Below are 21,525 nucleotides of genomic sequence, written 5' to 3'. Positions count from 1 at the left end.
GTCGATGCACCATGAGAGGCCGGCGCTCTATCTACTTGGGTCTCTGTGCGGGCGTCGGGGCGGCGCTCTGGATTTCGGGCGGGTGCTTCGCTGTATCGCCCAGCCCGCAGCCGCCCGGCGCCGACGGCGGTGGGGGCGCGACAAGCGCCACGACGGCGGAGACCGGCGCCGGCGGGAGCCCCGCATCGACGAGCTCGGGGGACGATTTCGGCAAGGGCGGCGCGCCGGTCGACGAGGTCGACAAGGATGGTGACGGCTTCACCGTGGCGGAGGGCGACTGCAACGACGACGACACGAACGTCAATCCGGGCGCCCTCGAGGTCGCGATCACGGAGCCAGACGACACCGGTCTCGTGCCCGAGCCGGCCGACGAAGACTGCGACGGCGAGATCGATAACGTGCTGCCGACGTGCGACAGGAACATCGCTCCCGCCGACTTCGACGCCATTCACGGGGCCCACGCCGTCGACCTCTGCGCCAAGGCGTCGCCCGGCGACAGGAAGTGGGGCGTGCTGAGCGCGGAGTACGTGCGCGGCGACGGCTCGCCCGCGGAGCCCACGCCCGCTGTGGGCGTGCTCGATTCCTTCGGCCCCAACGTGCACGCGCAGGGCGGGACCCGCATGCTTGTCCTGTCCACGGGTCGCGCCCGGATCGCCCACTGGCCAGGCGCGTGCAACACGTCGAACTGCACGAGCTATGGGCCGGGAGAGGCGCCGCCCGGCTTCCCGCAGGACAACCCGGATTGCCCTCCTTCGTCGACCATCAACGACGACATCGGCCTCGAGCTCATCATCCGCACGCCGACGAACGCGACCGGCTACGAGTTCGCGTTCAAGTTCTACACCTTCGAATACCCGGAGTTCATCTGTAACCACTTCAACGACCAGTTCCTCGCGCTGGCGACGCCGGCCCCGCCCGGGTCGCTCAACGGCAATCTCTCGTTCGATAGCCTGGGCAAACCCGTCAGCGTCAACATCGGCTTCTTCGATGTCTGCGAGGGGTGCGAGCTCGGGCCGGACGAGCTCGAGGGCACCGGCTTCGGGCTATGGGACGACGCCGGCGCGACCCGCTGGCTGCGCACGCAGGCCCCGGTCACCGGCGGCGAACAGCTCAAGCTGCGGTTCATGATCTTCGACACCGGCGACGACGCGCGCGACTCGACCGCGCTCGTCGACGGTTTCAAGTGGGTCGCGAACGGCGGCACGGTCGCGGTCGGGACCACGCCGGTCGAGGATCCCCAGTAGCGCCGCGGGCCCTCTCCCGCGCGCACGCACGGCCTGCAGTGCCCCCGCGTAGCGCAAACGGAGTTTTCACGGACGGGATTGTTGCGGTGGACGATACACTGCGGCCATGCTGCTCCCGTCGTTGGAGAACCTCGCCTGCTTCGAGGCTGCAGCGAGGACGCTGAACTTCCGGACCGCGGCGCGCGCCGTCGCGCTCAGCCCCGCGGCGTTCGGGCAGCGCATCCGGCAGATCGAGGAGCAGGTGGGCGCGCCGCTGTTCGAGCGGACCACCCGCCGGGTGCACCTGACGCCGGTCGGGCTCGCCTTGCTGCCGCGCGCCCGCCAGTGCCTGGCGCTCGCCGAGGACTGCCTCCGCAGCGTGATGAGCCCCGCGCCCGCCCCGGTCGAGCTGACGCTCGGCACGCGCTTCGAGCTCGGGATGTCGTGGCTCGTCCCCCAGCTCGGCCCGCTGACGCGGCGGCGCCCGGAGGTGATACTCCACCTCTACTTCGGCGCCTCCGAGGATCTGCTGAGGCGCCTGCACGACCGCAGCGTCGATTGCGTGGTCACGAGCGCCCGCTGGAGCGCGGCGAGCCTCGCGGCGGAGACGCTGCACGAGGAGCGCTACGCGTTCGTGGCCGCGCCCAGGCTGCTGCGGCGCGAGGCGTTCTCCCGCCCGGAGCACGCGTCGCGGCACTGCCTGCTCGACATCGACGCGACGATGCCGCTGTTCCGGTACCTCGCGGACCAGATGGGCGGCGTGGGCCGCTTCGCGTTCGCGCGCCATCGCTGGGTGGGGCTCGGCGCCGCCATGAAGGCGCTTGTGCTCGCCGGCGAGGGCGTGGCCGTGCTGCCGCTCCACATGGTCGCCGCCGAGCTCCGCGGCGGCAAGCTGAAGCGGCTCCTCCCGTCGGCGGCGCTCGCGCGCGATCACTTCCGGCTCGTCTACCGGCGCGACGACCCGCGGAGCTCGCTCTACGCGAAGCTCGCCGAGTCGCTGCGCGCGGCGCCGATCCAGTGAGGCGCTCCGGGCGCGGCGCGGCGCGGCCTCGGGTAGACTCGCGGCGAAGGACCATGAGCGAGCTCCCCCACGGCGACGCGTGCTGCCGCAAGACGCCGATCACGGCGCAGGACATCAACGGCGGACCGGACCCGAGCCACCGTGTCCCCTTCGTCATCACGGCGCCCGGCCAGTACGCGCTGGCGGAGGACGTCGACTGGGTGGCGTCGGGCGAGGACGCGCGGGCGATCACGATCGCGAGCGACGATGTCACGCTGGACCTGTGCGGGAGGACGCTGCGGCAGCTCGACCCTCCGGCGCCCGTCCTCGCCCAGGGCCCGAGCGCGAGGCCGTGCCGGGGCGAGGTCGTCTCCGGGAACGTGGGCGTCTACGCCGAGGGGCGGCGGCGGCTCGTCATCAAGAACGGCAGCGTGCTCGGGATCCAGGGGGTGGGGATCGCCGTCAAGGCGTGCAGCCAGGTGGATCTGCTCGCTCTGTCGGTCAGGCGGTGCGGCGGCGACGGGGTGTTCGACACGAGCTTCCTGCGCCGGAACGGCGGGATCTTCGTGATGGGCGCCCAGGACGCGGACAGCAACATCGCCTTTGCGTCCGACATCCGGATGCTCGACTGCGTGTGCTCGGAGAACGCGAGCCGGCTCGACTTCGTCGTGACGCTCGGCGCGCTCGTCCTGTTCTGCGACAACGTGGAGGTCAAGCGGTGCGTGTTCAACCACACGGCGAACACCAGCGCTCGGCCGAGCGGCGTGCAGTTCAACGTCGTCGGCGCCGACTTCGTCATCTGCCGGAACGTGCTCGTGGAGGACTGCGAGGCGCACGACAACACGTCCGGCGGAGAGCCGGCCGGCTTCTTCGCGTGGGGAGAGAACTACAAATTCCTGCGCTGCCGGGCGAACCGGAACTTCACGCTCACCGGCAACCGGGCGTGCGGATTCAACATCTCGACCACGAGCAACCTGGAGATGGTCGACTGCGGGGCGGACGGGAACTACAACGCGAACCCGGTCGCGTCCACCGATGTCGTCCGCGATTTCTCCGCGCTCGGCTTCCGCATCGGCCGGGCGGTGTACCGCGGGCTGCTCGATAACTGCCGCGCGATGGGCAACCACAGCGTGGGCGCGAACGCGCCCGCCGCCGGCTTCGCGCTCCACTCGACCCGCCAGGTGGTGCTCCGGCGCTGCGTGGCTGTGGGCAACAGAAACGCGAGCGGAGCCGCCGAGAATGACGGGCTCGCGGCCGGGTTCATCGCGTCGGCGCCGCTCGCGGCCCCCGAGGGCGGCCTCGTGGGAGGCGAGGACAACGCGTTCATCGACTGCATCGCCGACGGCAACACGGTCCACCGCACCCCCCTGTTCGTGCAGCCGCCGGCCCCGCCGGTCGACGCCGGTCCGTCGCGCGGCGACCCGCAGAAGGGGGCGGGGTTCCTGCTCGATCGCCAGAAGGACGCGCGGATCGTCGGGTGCCAGTCCGCGAACAACGATGGCAAAGGGATCTGGTTGCGGGCCTGCGCGCGCGCGCTGGTCGAGGGAAACACGCTGTCGAGGAACACGCTCTACGGCATCCAGAACGAGGACCCCGCCGGGCTGAGCGCCTTCACGGGCAACCGGGCGCACCTGAACGGGTCCCGCCATCGCCACAACTACGTCGGTCTTCCCCCCGGGACGCCGGTCCGCCGATGGACGCTCGGCTCCCCTCCCCCCGACGGCCCTTCGGGGCAGATGGATAACCTCAGCATCCGGCTACCCTGAGGAGAGCGCGTACGCCGCCCGGAGCAGCGCTCGCCCGGAGGCCCCCGAGCGCGCGCCGCCGGGCTCTCTGCCTCGCTCCGGCGCGCGTCAGCGGTCCCCGTCCGGTGCTTGCTCGACGCGCGCCCGGATGGCCGCGACGGCGCGCGCCGATCCGTCCAGGTTCTCCGCGTTGAGGAGGCTCTTCGGCAGCGGCAGCTTCGGCCGGAGAAAGACGTCGAGGGACAGGCGTGTCGTCCGGGCGTCGATCTTCTCCAGCCGCCAGGTGGCCTGCAAATCTTTCACGTTGCCGGAGACGAAGCGGGACGAGTAGGTCTCGACCCCGTCCGCGAGGACCGGCTTCTGGATCTCGATGCGCGCCCACATCGTGATGGCGCCCTGCAGCGCCGAGACTTCCATGTAGATATCCCATCCGCCCGCGGGCGTGCGCCCGAGCAAGCGGCACTTCTTGTAGTGCGGCATGAACTCCGGATAGCGCTCGAACGAGAGCACCGTCGCGCGCACGCGCTCCACCGGCGCCTTGACGACCGCCGTCGCTCGACCGCGCGAGAACCCGGTGCTGCCGATCGGGACCGCCACGCTCGCGATCCCTGCCGTGTCGGGCGCCGGCTGCGCGCGCTCGCTCCTCCCATCGTCCCCCGCGGCGGCCAGGAGCACATCGCCGCTATCGCGCTGCGCCAGCGGCAGGCGCACTGAATCCAGGTTGCTCCCCCGTTCACCGGCCCCGCACGCCGCCGTCGCGAGAGCGAGTCCTCCGGCGAGCGCGGTCCGTCTCAGGGCGCGCTGGACGGCCTTTGTCGAGCGAATTCTCCCCATGCCCGCCGAGCTTGCCAGCGACGTGCCCGCCGCCGCCCCCCCCGACGCTGATACCGCTCCGCACATCCACGCTCAGGCCCCGCCCCCCCCGCCACCCCGAACGGATCCCCCTCCCCCCCATCGAGCGCCGACCGCGCACCGAAATCAGCGCCCCCTCCCCCCCGCCGCCCCCCAACAATCCCGAAGTCCCCCTCCCCATCCCTCCGCCCCCTCTTCCCACCCCCCTCTCAATCCATCCCCCCCAACCGTTGCCGGGGCTCACCCGCACAGGAGACGGGCCCAGATCGGCGTTTTCGGCGCGGAGGCGTACTCCCGTACGCCGAGCACCGAAAACGTCGAGATGGGCCCGTATCCGAAGCGGGTGAGCCCCTAAGATTCACCCGAGAGGTAGGAGATTAGGGTGGGGATCGGGGTGCCGGTGGGGCGGCCGAACTGCCAGTCGGCGGACTCGACCCCGACGCCGCCGATGTCGAGGTGGATGAACGGGAGCGTCCCCCCCTTGAGCCCCGAGGCGATGTCGAGGAACGCGAAGGGGAACTGATGCCCGCGCGGCGTGTTCACCGAGGGGAGGCGGTTCGACGAGACAACGTCCTCGGCGCTCGACCGGGGCGCGACGAACGCGTAGTCCTCGCGCCGCGGCCGCACACGCTCCATCGGCTCGCCCCAGCGCTCCGCGAGGACGTCGAGCCGGTCGAGCTCGGGCCGCGCCGAGGAGTTGCAGATCGCGCCGGTGTAGGGCCCGTGGGCGCGGTAGACGTGCCCCGTCAGCGTCGCGACCGAGAACAAGATCGGGTCGGGGGCGCCGCTCATGGCGAGCTCCCGCGCGAGCGCGAGGAGGTCGGCCTGGATGAGGCGCCCCTCGGCGTCGGTGTTGCCGATCCGCACGCGCACGCCGGCGCGGCTGCGGATGATCTCGTCGCTGACGTAGGACTCCTCGCCGATGCTGTTGCGCACGAGCCCGAGCAGCCCGACGATGCGCACGCCCTCCAGGCCGAGCGCCGCGGCCGCGCGCACGAGCCCGGCGACCGCGCCGGCGCCGCCCTTGTCGCGGGACATCCCGGCCATGTGCCCGTCGGTCTTCAGGTCGACGCCGCCGGTGTCGTAGGTGACGCCCTTGCCCGCGAGCAGCACGGTGCGCCGGATCTCCCCGCGAGGCCGGTAGTCGAGCCGCACGACGCACGGCCGGTGCCGCTCGACGACCCGCGACGCCCGCGAGACCGCGCTGATGAGCGGGTAGTCGTCGACGTTGCGCTCGATCTTGACGAGCACGCCCGTCCTGGCGAACGCCGCCTCGCACAGCTCGGCGACGCGGCGGGGCGCCATCCGCTCCGGCTCGGTGCCGGTGATGTCGCGGCAGAGCGCGCGGCCGACCTCGATGGCCGCGATCTCGCGGGCGCGCGCCTCGGGCAGCCCGAGCACCGCGAGCGACTCGGCCGAGCGCGGGGCCATCTCCGCCTCCCGCGCCTCCAGCGGGGTCCACTGGCTCCCGAGCGCGGCGAGGGCGGCCACCTCGACCGCCCGCGCGAACCGCGGCGCGGCCGGCGCGCGCACGACGAGCAGCGGCCGGCTCGCCCCCGCGTCCACCGCCCGCGCGAAGCCGGCCGCCGCCGCCTCGGCGACGGAGCGGACGTCGTCGACGTCTTCCGAGAGCGCCCCTGTCGGCGCGAGCACCAGGCGCCCGCCGGGCACCCCGGGCGCCGGCAGGACGATCGGCGCACACTTGCCCTCCAGCGCGCCGTCGACGCGCGCGGCCGCCTCGACCACTGCGCCGAGGGCGGGCCCGAGCCCCCCCGCGTGCTTCGCGATCGGCGACGGCGCGACGAGGACGACAGCATCGCAGCCCGCGGTCGCCGCGGTCGACTCGACGAGGGCGTTGGCGGGCAGCCCCGCCAGGGAAGTGACATGGACCATGGCGGCGGATGATGTCACAGGGGTCAGCATTTTTGCAGCACCAGTCGCCGCCGGCAGAGAACCGACATCGTCCCCTCAAGGCAGCTTGGCGGACGGGGCCGGCCGCCGCGCGCCCGCGCCGCGACCCTGACCCGCAGGGCGCGATCGCTCGCGCGCGTCCGCCCCGGCCGTCACGCGCGCAGCCGGCGGCGCCGAGCGCCGCGCGCCACGTCGACGGACCGCCCTCCCGCCTCGCGCGGGACGGGAGAGCGCTCGCGATGGAAGCAAGGAGAGCGGAAGGGAGATGAGAGACGGAGAGGCGCGCTTCAGGAGAAGAGCACGACGCTGCGGATCGACTCGCCTGAGTGCATGAGGTCGAAGGAGCGATTGATGTCGTCGAGCGGCATCGTGTGGGTGATGAGCTCGTCGATCTTGATCTTGCCCTCCATGTACCAGTCGACGATCCGCGGAACGTCGGTGCGCCCCCTGGCGCCGCCGAACGCGGTGCCCTTCCAGACGCGCCCGGTGACGAGCTGGAAGGGGCGCGTGGAGATCTCCTCGCCGGCCCCGGCGACGCCGATGATGATGCTCGTTCCCCAGCCCTTGTGGCAGCACTCGAGCGCCTGGCGCATCACCTTGACGCTGCCGATGCACTCGAAGCTGAAATCGGCGCCGCCCCGGGTCAGGTCGACGAGGTAAGGCACGAGGTCCCCCGCCACCTCGTTCGGGTTGACGAAGTGGGTCATGCCGTACTTCTCGGCCAGCTCGCGGCGCTTCGGGTTGATGTCGACGCCGACGATGAGGTCGGCGCCGGCCATCCGGGCGCCCTGGATCACGTTCAGCCCGATGCCGCCGAGGCCGAAGACCACCACGTTGTCGCCGGGCCGCACCCGCGCGGTGTTGATGACGGCGCCGATGCCCGTCGTCACGCCGCAGCCGATGTAACAGACCTTGTCGAACGGCGCGTCCTCGCGGATCTTGGCGACGGCGATCTCGGGCAGGACGGTGAGGCTCGAGAAGGTCGACGTGCCCATGTAATGGTGAATCCGCTCGTTGCCGATCGAGAAGCGGCTCGTTCCGTCCGGCATGAGCCCTCGGCCCTGGGTCGCGCGGATGGCCTGGCAGAGGTTGGTTTTTCCGCTGGTGCAATAAGAGCACTGGCGGCACTCGGGCGTGTAGAGGGGGATCACGTGATCGCCTTTCTTGAGGCTCTTCACGGACGGGCCGACGTCGACGACGACGCCGGCGCCCTCGTGGCCGAGGATCGCGGGGAAGAGGCCTTCCGGATCCTTGCCCGAGAGGGTGTAAGCGTCGGTGTGACAGATGCCGGTGGCCTTGATCTCGATGAGCACCTCGCCTTCGCGAGGGCCCTCCACCTGGACGTCCTCGACCGTGAGCTTCTCGCCGGCCTTGTGGGCGACGGCTGCGCGCGCTTTCATGATCGGTGGTTCTCCTCCCGCAAGCGGGGCGTTCGGGGCCTGAGCGGCGCCCGAGCCCCTCCAATAGCCGGCCGGGGAAGCAGGTTTCAAGGGGGACCCGGCCGGCGCCGCGCCGCGCCGCCGCCCGGCTTGCTCGCATCGCGGCGCCCGCCGACGCGGCCCGCTCGCCCCCCTCCGCGACGAGGGCCCCGCCCGCGCGCCCGGCGAGGCATGCTCCCACTCCACCCCACAGGCGACGCGCGCCGCGCGTGGGGCAGACAACCTCTGTTGCGCGGGGGCATTGCCCGCCGTTCAGGCGGCGTCACGAAAGGTGGCTCTCGGCCAGCTTGGCAGTGAATCGGATGGCGCTCGTGGACCGGCGCGCGTACCATCGCTCCGTTATCCTTATGCGCACCCCCCCTTGTCCACTCGGTCACCGCGCTCTCATCACAGCAGCCGGGCTGGTCCTCGCCGCCTGCTCTGGTGCCCAATCGCCTGACGGCGTGGCGGCGGGCAAGGACGGCGGCGGGGGGAGCGTCTCCGCCGAGGGCGGCCATGAAGGACAGGGTGGCGGGCAGGGCGGCCAGGGCGGCGTCATGGAGTGTGTCGACGAGTGCCCTGCGGAGAAGGGTGGAATCAAGATCGGCTGCGAGACCCGCTTCATGTTCGGAATGAACTATGCGTGGCACAACTTCGCCGGCGACTTCGGCGGCATCGCCGCGTGGGACAAGCGCGGCGTCGCGGCCGAGGCGGAGACGCATGCGAAGAACCTCGCTGGCATCCGCGCTCACGGGGCCAGCGTCGTGCGGTGGTGGATGCTGCCGGAGCTCCGGGGCGAGAGCGTCGTGTTCGACGCGGACGACAACCCCATCGGCCTCGGCGGGACGACGCGGAGCGACGTCGAGAAGGCGCTCGAGCTCGCCGAGCAGGCGGACGTCCACCTCATGTTCTGTCTCTTCTCCTTCGACAACTTCCACGCGACCCGGGTCGACGCCGACGTGAAGACCGTCGGCCTGGCCCCCCTCGTGACGGACGCCGAGAGGCGCGCGGCGCTCCTGGAGAACGTCGTCAAGCCGCTCGCTCAGGCGGTCGAGCAGAGCCCTTACCGCCACCGGATGGTCGCCTGGGACGTGATCAACGAGCCCGAGCTGGCCATGACCGGATCGAGCCCGTACGGCGACCCCGACTACGACCCGGACCCCCAGGTGGAGCCGATCGCGCACGAGCAGATGGAGACCTTCCTCCGCGACACGATCGGCGTACTGCGCGCGGAGAGCAAAGCGCTCATCACGATCGGCTCGGCCTCGATGAAGTGGGCGCGCGCCTGGACGACCACCGACCTCGATTTCTACACATTTCACATGAACGACCGGGTCAACCGCTACTGGCCTTACAACCAGTCACCCGCGGATTACGGCATCACCGACAAGCCGGTTGTCATGGCCGATTTCCCCATCGCCGGCCTGGCCACCGCCACCTTGTCAGTACTCCTCGAGAGCTGGTACAGCCAGGGATACGCCGGCGCGATCGGCTGGGCCTACGGCGACGCGACCACGACCGAGCTCGAGACGATGAAGGCCTTCGCCGATTCGAAGGGCTGCGACGTGCAGTACTGAGCCGGGTAAAAAAACGAGGCACCGAGGAGCTCTTCTCCTCGGCGCCTTGGAACACCGTCGGCGCCGCAGCGCTGGACTACGAGGAAGGCAGCCAGTAGTCGACGAGCGACGCCCCCGTCACATCGTGGGCGACCCCGCTCGCGATCGCCCACTGGGCCAGCGCGCGCCCCAGCGCCGCCATCGTGGGAAAGCGCCCCTCGGGCGCCTTGGCCAGCCCCCGCTCGATGATCTCCCAGAGCCGCGGGTGCGGCTCGAGCACCTCCGGGCGCTGCGGATCGACGCGCAGCACGTCGTGCACGATGGAGATGCTCGCCGGCCCGCCGAACGGGCGCCGGCCGCTCACGAGCTCGTAGAGCACCACGCACACGCTCCACACGTCAGAGCGCGCGTCCGACTCCCGCCCGCCGCGAACCTGCTCGGGCGCCATGTAGGCAGGGCTCCCGACCAGTTCCTCCCTCGGCCCGTCGTCGAGCGCGCGGGTCGCCGTGAAGGCGATGCCGAAGTCGATCAGCTTGGGGACGATCCGGCGGCCGTCGCGCACGAGCACGATGTTCGCCGGCTTCACGTCCCGGTGCACGACCCCGGCGGCGTGCGCGGCGTTGAGCGCCCCGATCACCGGGAGGAGCAGCTGGACCCCGGAGATGGGCGACATCGCGCCCGACTCGGCCAGCACCTGGGCCAGCGACCGGCCCTGGAGGAGCTCCATCACCACGAACGGCTCCCCCTCCGCCGTGAAGCTGAGATCGAACACCCGCACCGCGGCGCGGTGGGACACCCGCGCCGTCGCCTGGGCCTCCTTGAGCAGCCGCGAGGCAGCCTCCGGCACCGCGCAGTCACGACGGATGAGCTTCAGCGCGACATCGAGGTTCAGGGCGAGATTCCGAGCCTTCCACACGGCGCCCATGCTGCCCTCCCCGAGCATCTCCGTGAGGCGATAGCGCCCCGCCAGGACGTCGCCTGGGGCGTAGCGCCGCAGCGCGACGGCCGGCGCATCGGTCGCCGGAACCGACAGGGCGGCAGCGGGCGACATGCCGGCAAGCCCGGCCCGCAGCGTGACGGGCGACACGCTCGCCGGGGCGGCCGGGGCGTCGCTCGCCGGGTCCAGCGGCACGACCTCCCCACCAGGGCGCCATGCCGAGCCGGACGGCCGCGACAGCCTGCCCGGCGTCCAGATGTCGACAGGCTCGAACGGAGGGCGGTGCGCCGAAGGCCAGCGCGAAGATCGCGGCGAGCGGTACGCGCGCGGAGAAGAAGCTCTGCCCCCGCTCGGGGGACGGGATCGATTCGACGCGGGTTCCATCGATGCGCCATGTGGCGTCGTGGAGCTGTCAGTTCGTCGGGTGTCCATGACCTTGCCTTGCCCACGGGTACTGCAAGGAACAGGCCGACAGAAAACGCCGCAACTGCGCCTCGTTCGCGCCCGCTCGGCGCCGCGGTGCGGGGCCGAGGCCTCACATCCAGCGCCCTTCGCCGTCAGTTCGCCTCAGACCAGCGGCGCGGCACCGGCTTCAGCGGCCCGGGACAGCGCGCGACCGATCCGCCGGCGCAACGGTTGTAGCGCAACGCATTCCCTGCGCACGGTGCCTGGGGGCGGCGAGCACATCGGCGTCGGGCGTCAGCCCCGTGCCCCTCAACGGGATCGCGAACGTGCGGGCCAGGTCGTTGCCTGTCCCGAGCGGCACGAGGCCGAGCTGCGCGCGATCCTCGCGCCCATCGCCGCCCATCGCGCCTCCCGCGCGCCTCGTGCGGCTCAGCGGGGCGCGCCTGACACGACGCGCCCCTTGAACGCGATCGGCACCTCGAGCGCCCTGGCTGCTTCGACGAGCAGCACGTGCTCGCTCTCGTGGATCACGCCGTCGGCGGCGATCAGCCGGACCGCCAGCTCGATCGCGGCCTCGCGCATCCGCACGTCGGGCAGGCGCGCGCGGAGGGCCGAGAAGCGACCGTGCCTGCCCTCCTCGCGCACCGACCGCTCGATGATGGCGATGAGCGACTCGACGACATCCGCCCCGATGCGGCCCGCGCTCATCGCCGCCGCGTGCGCCGTGAGCTCGGCGCGCTCAGCCTCGTTGATGGATCCGTCAGCGTACGCGGCGAGCAACATGATCTCGACCATCGCCTCGAGCTTGCTGATCTCGAGGTGAGGAAAGGAAAGCTGCGTTTCTTCCATCATAAGGTCCTCAGGCTAGCGTATCACGACCCCGCCGGACACGGCGCCCGCGCGCCCGCTCGCTCGACGCCACCGGGGCGCTCGGATTTGCCCCGGAGTGAATCCCATGAAGGCGGGAAGGCTGGAATATCATTGATCTTTTCTTCCCGCCTTCCCGCCTTCATGTTCAAATCCGGCCACCACCACCGCCGGTTGGTGCTCAACTCCTCCTCCAGATCAGCCCCTCCACCTCGGTCCTTCCGCCCCGGCCTCGGTCTTCCCCCCCAACCTCGGTCTTCCCCCCCAACCTCGGTCCTTCCCCCACCTCAACTCCCCGACCATGAGCTCCACCACCCCGACCGACCTCTTCCTCTCGCTGACCCCGCACAAGGTGATCGAGGCCGTGGAGGCCGCAGGCGTCCTCTGCAACCGCGTCTGCTATCCGCTGAACTCGTTCGAGAACCGCGTCTACGAGGTCGAGCTCGAGGACCGCACCCGCATCATCGCGAAGTTCTACCGACCAGGGCGCTGGACGCGCGAGCAGATCCTGGAAGAGCACCGGTTCCTCGCGGAGCTCGCGGACGCCGAGATCCCCGTGTGCCCGACGCGCCTCTTCCCCGACGGCGAGACGCTCCACCAGATCGACCACATCGAGTACTGCCTCTTCGAGCGCATGGGCGGCCGCGCCCCCGACGAGCTCGGAGACGAGCTGTTCGTGCGCCTCGGCAGGCTCGCCGCCCGCATCCACAACGTGGGCGCGCAGAGGACCGCCGAGCACCGCGTCCGGCTCTCCGCCGACACGTACGCGCGCGAGGACCTCGGATGGCTCGCCGAGCGCAAGGTCCTCCCCGCCGCCGTCGCGCCGCGGTACCTCGCGGCCGCGCGCGCCGTCGCCGACGCGGCCGAGGAGCGCCTGCGCGGCGTCGACGTGCACCGCATCCACGGCGATCTGCACCCGGGCAACCTGCTCCTCCGCGACGGCGCGCTCCGCGTGCTCGACTTCGACGACATGGTCGTCGGCCCCGCCGTGCAGGACCTCTGGCTCGTCCTCCCCGGCCGCGACGCGACCGCTCGCCAGCAGCGCGAGCTCTTCATCGAGGGCTACGAGGAGCTCCGCCGCTTCGACCGCTCGACCCTCGGGCTGATCGAGCCGCTCCGAGGCCTCCGCATGATCCACTACGCCGCCTGGATCGCGCGGCGGTGGCACGACCCCATTTTCCCGAGGACTTTCCCGCACTTCGGCACGGAGGCGTACTGGCGCGACGAGGCGAACTCGCTCGAAGAAGTGCTCAAGTTGACCCGTTCCGAAGACGGCGGAGGCCCCGACGGAGGCGCAGACGAGCCGCCGCCGAGCGGGGGCAAGTACTTCTGGGACCTGAACTGACCGGCGCGCCGCGCGGCGCTGACCGGACGCCGCGCGGCGCTGATCGGCGCGCCTCCGAGCGCCCGCGCGCTCAGAGGCGCTGCAGCACCAGGATCAGCCGCCACGCCGCGGCGCGCTCGAACGGCACGTCGACGTTGAAGTCGCCGAGCGTCGCGACCAGGGAGAGCTCCGGCACCCGCTCCGCGACGCGCCGCCAGCCGGCGAGGTCCGGGATGTGCCAGGTCGCCACCTGCCGGAACGACGAGAGCTCCCGCGGCGCACCGCCGTTGCGCCGGGCCGAGCACACGACCTCGAGGCTCACGGGCACCACGCGATCGGGCGTCGCCTTCTCGATGTGGATGCGAAACCGCGCGTCGATCGACTGTTCGCCGCGCAGCTCGGTCCACTCGGTCCGGTTCACGCCGGACGGCGTGAGATCGACCGGGTGGGTCGCTTCGATGACGTGGACGCCACCCGGCAAGAGGAGCGAGGCCGCGAGGCGGAGGTGGCGCTCTAGCGCCGCCGGCGTGGCCAGCTGGTGGATCGCCGACAGCGGCACGAACGAGAGATCGACCGGCGCGACGTCGGGGCGCTCGTCGAGCTCCGCACGGCAGAAGCGGATGCCCGCCCCGGCGCCGCGGGCGCACGCGGCGCGCTCGGCATAGGCGATCATCGCCGCGGAGCCGTCCGCGCCGGCGCAGCCGACGCCGAGCTCCGCGAACGCCTCCAGGTGCCGCGCAGGCCCGCAGGCCCACGAGAGCACGCGCTGCACCGGGCGGGCACCGAAGCGGCGCGCGCACGCGAGCAGGAAGTCGCGCTCCGCAGCGTAGTCGCGGTAGCTGAAGGCCGCATCGTAGAGCGCAGGCTCGCCCGGCGCGGGCGCCTCGCCCGGCGCGGGCGCCTCGCCGCGCGCTGGCGCCTCGCCGCGTGTGGGCGCCTCGCCGCGCGCGGGCGCCTCGCCGCGTGCGGGCGCCTCGCCGCGCGCGGGCGCCTCGCCGCGCGCGGGCGCCTCGCCGCGTGCGGGCGCCTCGCCGCGTGCGGGCGCCTCGCCGCGCGCGCCCGGCCAGGCGGCGCGCGCCCCCTCGACGGCCGGGGGCGCAGCCGAGGCGCGCACCGGGGCGACCCGCTTCGTGTAGATCATGAGATCGTCGCCCGGCGCGTAGAAGTCGGCGATGACCGCCGCCCGCGTGAACTGCACCGCGTCGTAGAAGCGCACCGCGGCGCCGTGCCCCTCCCGGCTGCCCGTCTCGACGCGCACGAGGCCGCCGCCCTCGCGCGCGATCTCGCTCTCCATGGTCGAGACGAGCCCGCGCGCCACGCCCGACCGCGCGAAATCCGGCGAGGTCGCGATCCAGTACAGGTCATACGTGGACTGCGTCATCGGCGTGCGGCCATAGCAGAGATACCCCGCCAGCCGCGGCGCCCCGCCGTCGCGCGGCGCGCCGTGGAAGCTCAGCACGAACCGGTAACCGTCCGACGAGGGCTGGGCCAGCGCCACGTCGACGAGCTCCAGCGCCACCGCGCGCTCGTCGTCGGTGAACGCCGGGAGCGACTCGAGCAGCTCCGCGATGAGCGGCCGGTCTTCGGGGCAGAGCCCGCGCTGCGTGCTCACGGCGCCTCGGGCGCGGCGGCGATGGCGCCGCGGGCAGCGGGGCGCACGGCGGCGCGGCCGCGCGCCGGAGGGCGGCCCCGCGCACGCAACAGATCGCCCTGGCGCGCGCCGCGGGCGAGCGCGGCGCGGAGGATCTCCCAGACGACGTCGGCGTACGAGAGCCCGGCGCGCGCCGCCGCCCGCGCGAAGCCGGCGTCCGGCGAGAGGTCGCAGTTCGGGTTGACGTCGATGACGTACGGCGTGCCGCGCTCGTCGAGCCGCACGTCGACGCGGCCGTAGTCGCGCAGCCCGAGCACCTCGAACGCGCGGCGGCCGATGGCGACCACCCGGCGCAGGTCGAGCGGCCGCAGCACCGCCGCCATGGAGGGTGTGCCGAGCGACGCGGCCGTCTCCGGGCGCCACTTCGACTCGTACGTGACGACATGCGGGTGCCCCTCGGGCAGCCCCTGAAAGAGGATCTCGCCGGGCGGCAGCACGCGCGGCGCCGGCCATCCGAGCAGCGAGACCGAGAGCTCCCGCCCGTGCACGTAGCGCTGCACCACGACCGGCTGGCGGCACTGCGCGACGACCGCGGCGACCTGGTCGCGGAGCGCGGCGCGATCGTGGACGACCGAGCCCCGATCGATCCCGGTCGAGCCGTCCTCGCGCTCCGGCTTGACGATGACCGGAAACGCGACGTCCGGGATGCGATCCGGGCCGTCGACCCGCACCGTCTCGGGCACGCGCACGCCGGCGCGCGCGAGGATCCAGTTCGCCTCGGCCTTGTGAAGGCAGCTCCGGAGCGCGACGTGGTCGCTGCCCGTGAAGCGGATGTCGAGCCCCGCGAGCAGCCACGCGCACATGACCTCGCGGCGGCTGTCGCCGTCGAGCGCCTCGCACAGGTTGAAGATCACGTCGGGGCGATGATCGCCGATGGCCGCGAGCACCTCGCTCGGCCGGAGCACCGGCCGGTGCGCCACGCGCACGCCGGGGGCCGCGGCGAGGGCCGCGAGGACGCTCTCGGCGACGGCCGCGCTGCCGTCCACCCGGCCGAGCCGGAGCCGGCCGCTCCCCACCCGCTGCGCGAGTGGCGGCTCGTCGACGGCTTCCTCCGGGTCTCTGTTGGACAGGAGCAGTATCCGGGGCTCAGGCACTGCGCGCCTCCGCGCCACAGCGCCGCACGCCCGCGCGGGGCGGAAGAGCGCGCGACGGCGGCGCCGAGCACGAGGAGCGACCCGCGGCAGGGCTGTCCGAGCCGGAATGTGGAGAGAGCGCCCCGTCGGAGGACATACGAACGCGACGGAATCCGTGCATGCAAGTGGCGCCACTTCACCAGCTTGCCCGGCAATCGCAAGGGGAGATTTGCGCTCTCTGGACGGAATGAACGATGCAGCGCGCCATGGTTCAGAAGCGCCGCGACGCATTCAATCCGGCGCGATAGGCCCCCTGGCGAGCTCTTCTGCGCGCGGAAGGCCTGAGACAGCGGGCGTCTGGTGAGCCCGCCGCCAATCCAGGAGCCTCCGTGGCGGATCCAGGAGCACCGGTGACGGGGGAGAGGGCTGGAGTGGAGGGGAGAGGGGAGCCCGGCAGAGCGCGGATGAGCGGACCGTGCGGAGGTGAATCGCTGGAGCCGCCGGGGACGCCAGAAAGGGGCTTCCCTTCCCGGCGCCCTCGAGCCTGCGCGGCCTCAGGCGGTCTGGTGGGCAGCGCGCGGCCGTCGATCGGCCGGGAAACAGGCCTGGATCTCGTCCATCCCGAGCGTCTCCTTCTCGAGGAGCGCCTTGACGAGCGTGTCGATCTCGCCCTGCCGGGACTTCACGATCTCGACGGCGCGCGCGAGCTGGGCGTCCGTGAGCGCACGCGCCGTCTCGTCGACGCGGTCGAGCAGGGCCGGGCTCCGCGCGGGGTGCCCGTCACCGACACAGATGGGGCCGAGGTGGCTCATGCCGAGCTCCGCGACCATCTTCCAGGCGATCGTCGCGGCGCGCTGGATGTCGTCCGAGGCGCCGGCCGTCATCGTCCCGAGGATGACCATCTCGGCGGCGCGGCCGCCCATCAGCATGCAGATCTGATCCTCGAGGTACTCTCTCCGGTACATCAGCCGATCCTTCTCGGGCAGCGCCTGGGTCACGCCGAGCGCGCGGCCCCGCGGCAGGATCGACACCTTGTGCACCGGATCGCAGCTCGGCGCGAGCAGCCCGACCGCGACGTGCCCGGCCTCGTGCACGGCGGTCGCGTAGCGCTCGTCCTCGTCGACCAGCACCCCCTTGCGCTCGAGCCCCATGAGCACGCGGTCGCGCGCGCGGTCGATGTGCGTCGGGTCCACCGCGTCGGCGCCCTCGCGGGCCGCGAGGATGGCCGCCTCGTTCAGGAGGTTGGCCAGGTCGGCGCCCGAGAAGCCCGGCGTGCTGCGGGCGATGGTGCCGAGATCGACCTCCCCCTCGAGCGGGATCGGACCGGCGTGGACGTTGAGGATCTCCTCGCGGCCGCGCACGTCGGGCAGCGGCACGGTGACCTTGCGATCGAAGCGCCCCGGCCGGAGCAGCGCGGGATCGAGCATGTCGGCGCGGTTGGTCGACGCGATCACCACGATGCCGGTCGCGTGGTCGAACCCGTCCATCTCGACGAGCAGCTGGTTCAGCGTCTGGTCGTGCTCCGCGGAGGCGGAGTCGCCGTGCCCCTTGGCGCGCGCCCGCCCCACGGCGTCGATCTCGTCGATGAAGACGATGCACGGGGCGGCCTTGCGCGCCTCGGCGAAGAGCGCGCGGACGCGGGAGGCGCCGACGCCGACGAACATCTCCTGGAAGCTCGAGCCGGACGCCGAGAGGAACCGCACGTCCGCCTCGCACGCGACGGCGCGCGCCAGCAGCGTCTTGCCGGTCCCCGGCTCGCCCGTGAGCAGCACGCCGCGCGGCGGCCGGCCGCCGAGGCGCGCGAAGCGCTCGGGGAACTTCAGGAACTCGACCGTCTCGGCGAGCTCCTGCTTGACCTCGTGCATCCCGGCGACGTCGGCGAACCGCACGGGCGACCGCGCGACCCCGGCCTTCGCGTCGGAGAAAACCTTCGGGCTGCGGCGCCGGCTCACCGTGAAGAGCGCGAACCCGACCGCGGCGAGGACGACCACCGGCAGCACGGCGGACGCGGCGCGCGACGGCTCCTCCCGGGAGACGAAATCGACCGAGGCGCCGGCGCCCACGAACCGCGAGACGAGCTCCTGCCGGAGCGTCGGCTCGTCGACGACGGCGGTCACCATCACGCCGCCCGCCTGGCGCACGAAGAAGCGATCGCCGCTCACCTCGACCGCGGTCGCCTGCCCCGCCTGCGCGATCTGGAGCAGCTCGGTGTACGTCGCCGTGCGCTCCGTCGGCGCCGCGCGGAGCGCGAGCGCGAGAGTCACCGCAAGCACCACCCCCATGATCCCGAGTACCCAAAGCCGGCGACCCGCGGGCCCCAGCCGCCTACCCACGTGCAAGAACCAGGAATTCACTGCTGCGCCACCTCACTACCCCAGCATTGGGCCGGAGCGGATCTAAGGTGTAGCAAGGATAGGAACCTCAGGAAGTTCCTTCTGCGATCATTCTGAGCGGCCTGAGCGCAGAATACTGCGAAAGGATGGTGGTGCCGAAAAACGGAATGTGGAGAAGGGACATCGAGGTAACGAAACTCCCTTCACACCCCTGAGGGGCAATTGCCGAGCTCGCTGACCCCGAATTGACGAGCTCGCCGCGGGCGCTCTCTCCGGGACGAGGGGGAGCCGGCAGGGGACGCGCTACGCGCCGGCGGCGCGCACGACACCCGCGAACGGCAGCGAGAAGCGGAATGTCGTCGTGGCCCCCCCGGGGCTGCTCTCGACGGAGATGCTGCCGCCGTGGGCCTCCACGAGGCCCTTCGTGATGTAGAGGCCGAGACCGACGCCGCGGACGCAGCGCGGATCGCCCTCGGCCGCCCGCCAGAAGCGCTTGAACAGGTGCGGTAGAGACGCTTCCGCGATGCCGCGGCCCCAGTTGGTCACGCAGACCTGCGCGCTGGCCTGGTGGACGCTGACAGAGACCACGATGTCGCGCTCCGGCTGGCCGTACTTGGCCGCGTTGGAGAGCAGGTTGGTGACGATCTGCTCGAGCCGCCCGGGGTCCGCCAGGACGGCGGGCACGTCGCCCTGCAGCTCCAGACGCACGGCGTGGCCCGCGGTCGCCGCGGTCGACCTGTCGATGATCTCCTGGAGCTGCGCGCGGAGATCGACCGGAACACGCTCCAGATCGAGCTGCCGCGCCTCGATGCGCGAGGCGTCGAGGAGGTCGTCGATCATGCGGCGCAGCCGCTCGACGGACGAGGCGATCCTCCCGAGCTGCTTCTGGCCGTCCGCGACGAGCGGCTCGCCGGACCGGACGCGCAAGAGCTGGCTCGCGGTCGCGATGACCTGGATGGGCTGGCGGAGGTCGTGAGCGATGACGCCTACCCACTCCTGGCGCTGCCGTTCCATCTCCTTGAGCGCCGAGATGTCCTGAAAGACGGCGACGGCGCCCTGGAGCTCGCCGTCGTCCGAGCGCACCGGCGCGGCGTTGACCAGCACCGGGACGACGGCGCCGTCGGCGGCGCGGCGCATCTGCGCCTCGGCGCTCGTCACGACCTCCCCGCGCCTGAGGGCCCGGATCAGCGGGCGCTCGGGCCAGTCCATGGGCTCCCCCGAGGGGTACCGGAGTTCGAAGCTCACCGCATTGCCCCAGGAATCCACCTCGCCCTCGCGACAGGCCGCGTACTCGAGCGCGAGCCTGTTGCACGTGATGAGCCGCCCCTCGGCGTCGACAAGGATCGCCGCCTCGGGCATCTGGTCGACGACCGCGTGGAGCCGCTTTCGCTCGTTTGCCTCGACCCGGTAGAGGCGCGCGGTCTCGATCGCGCCGCAGGTCCGGTCGGCGAGCAGCTCCGCGACGCGCTCGTCGTCCTCGGTGAACGGCGGACGGCCGGGGCGCTTGCCCAGATAAAGATTGCCCACGCTCCGGCCGTGAAAGCGGAGCGGCACGCCGAGAAACGCCTCGATCGGGTGGTGGTGCGGCGGTAGCCCGGTGAACTCGGGGTGCGCGCGGACATCGTCGAGCCGGATCGACCGACCGCCGCGGGCCACCGCGCCGAGGACGCCGATGGGGCGCGGGAGGGCGCCGATCCGCGCGATCTGCTCCGCGGTGACGCCGCTCGGGACCCAGGCATCGAACGGCCGCCCGCAGTCCTCTCCGATGCCGAGCGCCGCGTAGTCGGCGCCCGAGATCTCCTTCGCGTGCCGCGTGATGACCTCCAGCACGGAGCGCACCCCCGACTCGGAGCGCGGCAGCCTCGCCAGCGCCTCCGAGACCTCCGCGCTCGCGGCGCCGACGGCCTCGATCTGCGAGCGGATGCGCCGCTCCGTCTCGTGGGCGCTCGCGACCTCGGCCTCCATCGCCTTGCGGCGCGCGATGTCGCGGCAGATCGCGGAGAAGCCGGTGATACGCCCCGCGTCGCCCGCGATCGGCGACACCGTGATCTCGATGTCGAGGATCCTCCCGTCCTTGGTCAGGCCTGCGGTCTCGAAGTGATCGAGGTGCTCGCCGAGGCGCAGGCGCGCCAGGTTCTCCTTGGCTTCCTCGACGCGCTCGGGCGGGTACAGGGCGAGCACCGCGCGCCCGATCGCCTCCCCGGCGCTGTAGCCGTACAGGCGCTCCGCGGCCGGGTTCCAGCTCTGGATGGTCCCGTCGAGGTCGGAGCCGATCACGGCGTCGTCCGAGGAGTGCGTGAGGGTCGCGAGGAAGGCGCGCGCCTCCTCGGCCCGGCGCCGCGCCTCGTCGAGCAGGTCCAGGCGCGCCGCGCTGACCCAGAGCAGGGCCCCGAGCAGGAGCGTCGTGATGGCCGAGGAGAGCGAGAACGACGCCGCGAGGGGGTAGGCCCCGAGATCGGCGCCGATCAGGAAGAGACGGCCGATCACGAGCGGTGCCAGGACGACGAAGGGCAGGAAGCGCCGCAACAGGACGCCTCCGGGCCCGCTGGCCGTCAGCGCGGCGAACGCCCCGCAATCCGGCCGCGCCATGAAGAGCCCGGCGCAGAGCGCGAGGAAGGCGATCGCGGCGTGGAGCGCCATGCCCGTGAACGGGAACAGCGGCGGCAGCCCGTAAGCGTAGCCGACGCCGAACACGTAACCGGTCAACGCGGTCAGCGCGAGCGCCGCGGCCGAGAGCGCGCCGCCGTCCGAGAGCCAGCAGGCCCGCCGCGTCTTCACGGGCAGCGAGAGGAGCGCCGAGCCGATCAGGACACAGCAGAGCGCGGTGTTCGGCGGGGGCCTGCCGGGGAACTTGATCGAGGACTCCACGCGCGCCGGGAACAGCAGGCGGTCGAGGCCGAGATCCCACCCGAAGACGTACTGCGCGACGACCACGACGCCGTACGCGATGACGAAAGCGGCGCACACCTGTCCGAGCCGGCGGAGCGGCGCCGGACGCTCCCGCGCGCCCAGCGCCCAGAGCGACACCCCCGCGAGGACGAGGGCGATCGCGGTGTTGGGCACCAAGCTCGGCAGGCCTTCCACGATGGAAATAAGGGGGGTCGCCTGGATCCACCAGCCGAGCAGGGCCGAGCCCCCAAGGGCGAACGAGCAGGCTGCCGCGATGGCAACACCGCGCGGCGCGCCCTTCAAAGGCGCCGTCGCCCCGCCGTCTCTCATGGTGCCCTCCC

At 72.2% G+C, this 21,525-nt stretch carries 15 protein-coding genes; 5 read left to right on the top strand and 10 right to left on the bottom strand.

The genetic code is table 11. The features are described from left to right. The first annotated feature begins 11 nt into the window (after positions 1–11). From WMF36_RS14555 to WMF36_RS14545, 3 genes are all read left to right on the top strand, one after another. Positions 12–1,244 (top strand): hypothetical protein, encoded by a 1,233-nt coding sequence (locus WMF36_RS14555; RefSeq protein ID WP_437580205.1) that lies wholly within the window; start codon positions 12–14, stop codon positions 1,242–1,244. A 106-nt stretch (positions 1,245–1,350) separates the two neighbouring features. Then, entirely contained in the window at positions 1,351–2,244 is an 894-nt protein-coding gene (locus WMF36_RS14550; RefSeq protein WP_437580204.1) for a LysR family transcriptional regulator, read from the top strand. Positions 2,245–2,297: 53 nt separating this feature from the next. Then, a complete protein-coding gene (locus WMF36_RS14545) occupies positions 2,298–3,989 on the top strand; it encodes a right-handed parallel beta-helix repeat-containing protein (RefSeq protein ID WP_437580202.1) in 1,692 nt (563 codons plus the stop codon). An 87-nt stretch (positions 3,990–4,076) separates the two neighbouring features. On the opposite strand, the gene WMF36_RS14540 is transcribed toward WMF36_RS14545, so the two are convergent. From WMF36_RS14540 to WMF36_RS14530, 3 genes are all read right to left on the bottom strand, one after another. After that, positions 4,077–4,679, bottom strand: coding sequence for a type II toxin-antitoxin system RatA family toxin (locus tag WMF36_RS14540; RefSeq protein ID WP_437580201.1), 603 nt, complete (start codon positions 4,677–4,679; stop codon positions 4,077–4,079). Positions 4,680–5,171: 492 nt separating this feature from the next. Next, a complete protein-coding gene (locus WMF36_RS14535; protein WP_437580200.1) occupies positions 5,172–6,713 on the bottom strand; it encodes an aminopeptidase in 1,542 nt (513 codons plus the stop codon). A 305-nt stretch (positions 6,714–7,018) separates the two neighbouring features. Further along, complete coding sequence (locus WMF36_RS14530) at positions 7,019–8,131, bottom strand: S-(hydroxymethyl)glutathione dehydrogenase/class III alcohol dehydrogenase (protein ID WP_437580198.1); 1,113 nt, start codon at positions 8,129–8,131, stop codon at positions 7,019–7,021. 482 nt (positions 8,132–8,613) lie between these two features. Here WMF36_RS14530 and WMF36_RS14525 point away from each other — a divergent pair, with 482 nt between their 5' ends. Continuing rightward, on the top strand, positions 8,614–9,726 hold the full coding sequence (locus WMF36_RS14525) for a hypothetical protein (protein WP_437580197.1): 1,113 nt from the start codon (positions 8,614–8,616) through the stop codon (positions 9,724–9,726). A gap of 76 nt (positions 9,727–9,802) precedes the next feature. On the opposite strand, the gene WMF36_RS14520 is transcribed toward WMF36_RS14525, so the two are convergent. The 3 genes from WMF36_RS14520 to WMF36_RS14510 all read right to left on the bottom strand — a co-directional run bounded on the left by WMF36_RS14520 (position 9,803) and on the right by WMF36_RS14510 (position 11,899). Then, entirely contained in the window at positions 9,803–10,837 is a 1,035-nt protein-coding gene (locus WMF36_RS14520; RefSeq protein WP_437580195.1) for a serine/threonine-protein kinase, read from the bottom strand. Between the two features lie 397 nt (positions 10,838–11,234). Next, a complete protein-coding gene (locus tag WMF36_RS14515; RefSeq protein ID WP_437580194.1) occupies positions 11,235–11,450 on the bottom strand; it encodes a diacylglycerol kinase family protein in 216 nt (71 codons plus the stop codon). 26 nt (positions 11,451–11,476) lie between these two features. After that, complete coding sequence (locus WMF36_RS14510) at positions 11,477–11,899, bottom strand: TerB family tellurite resistance protein (RefSeq protein WP_437580193.1); 423 nt, start codon at positions 11,897–11,899, stop codon at positions 11,477–11,479. A 316-nt stretch (positions 11,900–12,215) separates the two neighbouring features. On the opposite strand from WMF36_RS14510, the gene WMF36_RS14505 reads away from it, so the two are divergent. Continuing rightward, complete coding sequence (locus WMF36_RS14505; protein ID WP_437580192.1) at positions 12,216–13,259, top strand: serine/threonine protein kinase; 1,044 nt, start codon at positions 12,216–12,218, stop codon at positions 13,257–13,259. Between the two features lie 70 nt (positions 13,260–13,329). On the opposite strand, the gene WMF36_RS14500 is transcribed toward WMF36_RS14505, so the two are convergent. The 4 genes from WMF36_RS14500 to WMF36_RS14485 all read right to left on the bottom strand — a co-directional run bounded on the left by WMF36_RS14500 (position 13,330) and on the right by WMF36_RS14485 (position 21,514). Continuing rightward, positions 13,330–14,850, bottom strand: a complete 1,521-nt coding sequence (locus WMF36_RS14500; protein ID WP_437580191.1) for a GNAT family N-acetyltransferase — start codon at positions 14,848–14,850, stop codon at positions 13,330–13,332. Beyond that, positions 14,847–15,983: a D-alanine--D-alanine ligase family protein gene (locus tag WMF36_RS14495; protein ID WP_437580189.1), complete on the bottom strand. Its 1,137-nt coding sequence runs from the start codon at positions 15,981–15,983 to the stop codon at positions 14,847–14,849. The genes WMF36_RS14500 and WMF36_RS14495 overlap by 4 nt, the downstream gene beginning before the upstream one ends. Positions 15,984–16,516: 533 nt before the next feature. Further along, entirely contained in the window at positions 16,517–18,244 is a 1,728-nt protein-coding gene (gene ftsH, locus WMF36_RS14490) for an ATP-dependent zinc metalloprotease FtsH (protein ID WP_437580188.1), read from the bottom strand. A gap of 354 nt (positions 18,245–18,598) precedes the next feature. Then, on the bottom strand, positions 18,599–21,514 hold the full coding sequence (locus tag WMF36_RS14485) for a PAS domain S-box protein (protein WP_437580187.1): 2,916 nt from the start codon (positions 21,512–21,514) through the stop codon (positions 18,599–18,601). Between the last annotated feature and the right edge of the window lie 11 nt (positions 21,515–21,525).

The sequence above is a fragment of the Sorangium sp. So ce887 genome (assembly GCF_051521455.1).
GTDB lineage: Bacteria > Myxococcota_A > Polyangia > Polyangiales > Polyangiaceae > Sorangium.
Note: the sequence above shows the minus strand (reverse complement) of the source record. Positions and strands in the feature narration are given on the sequence as shown.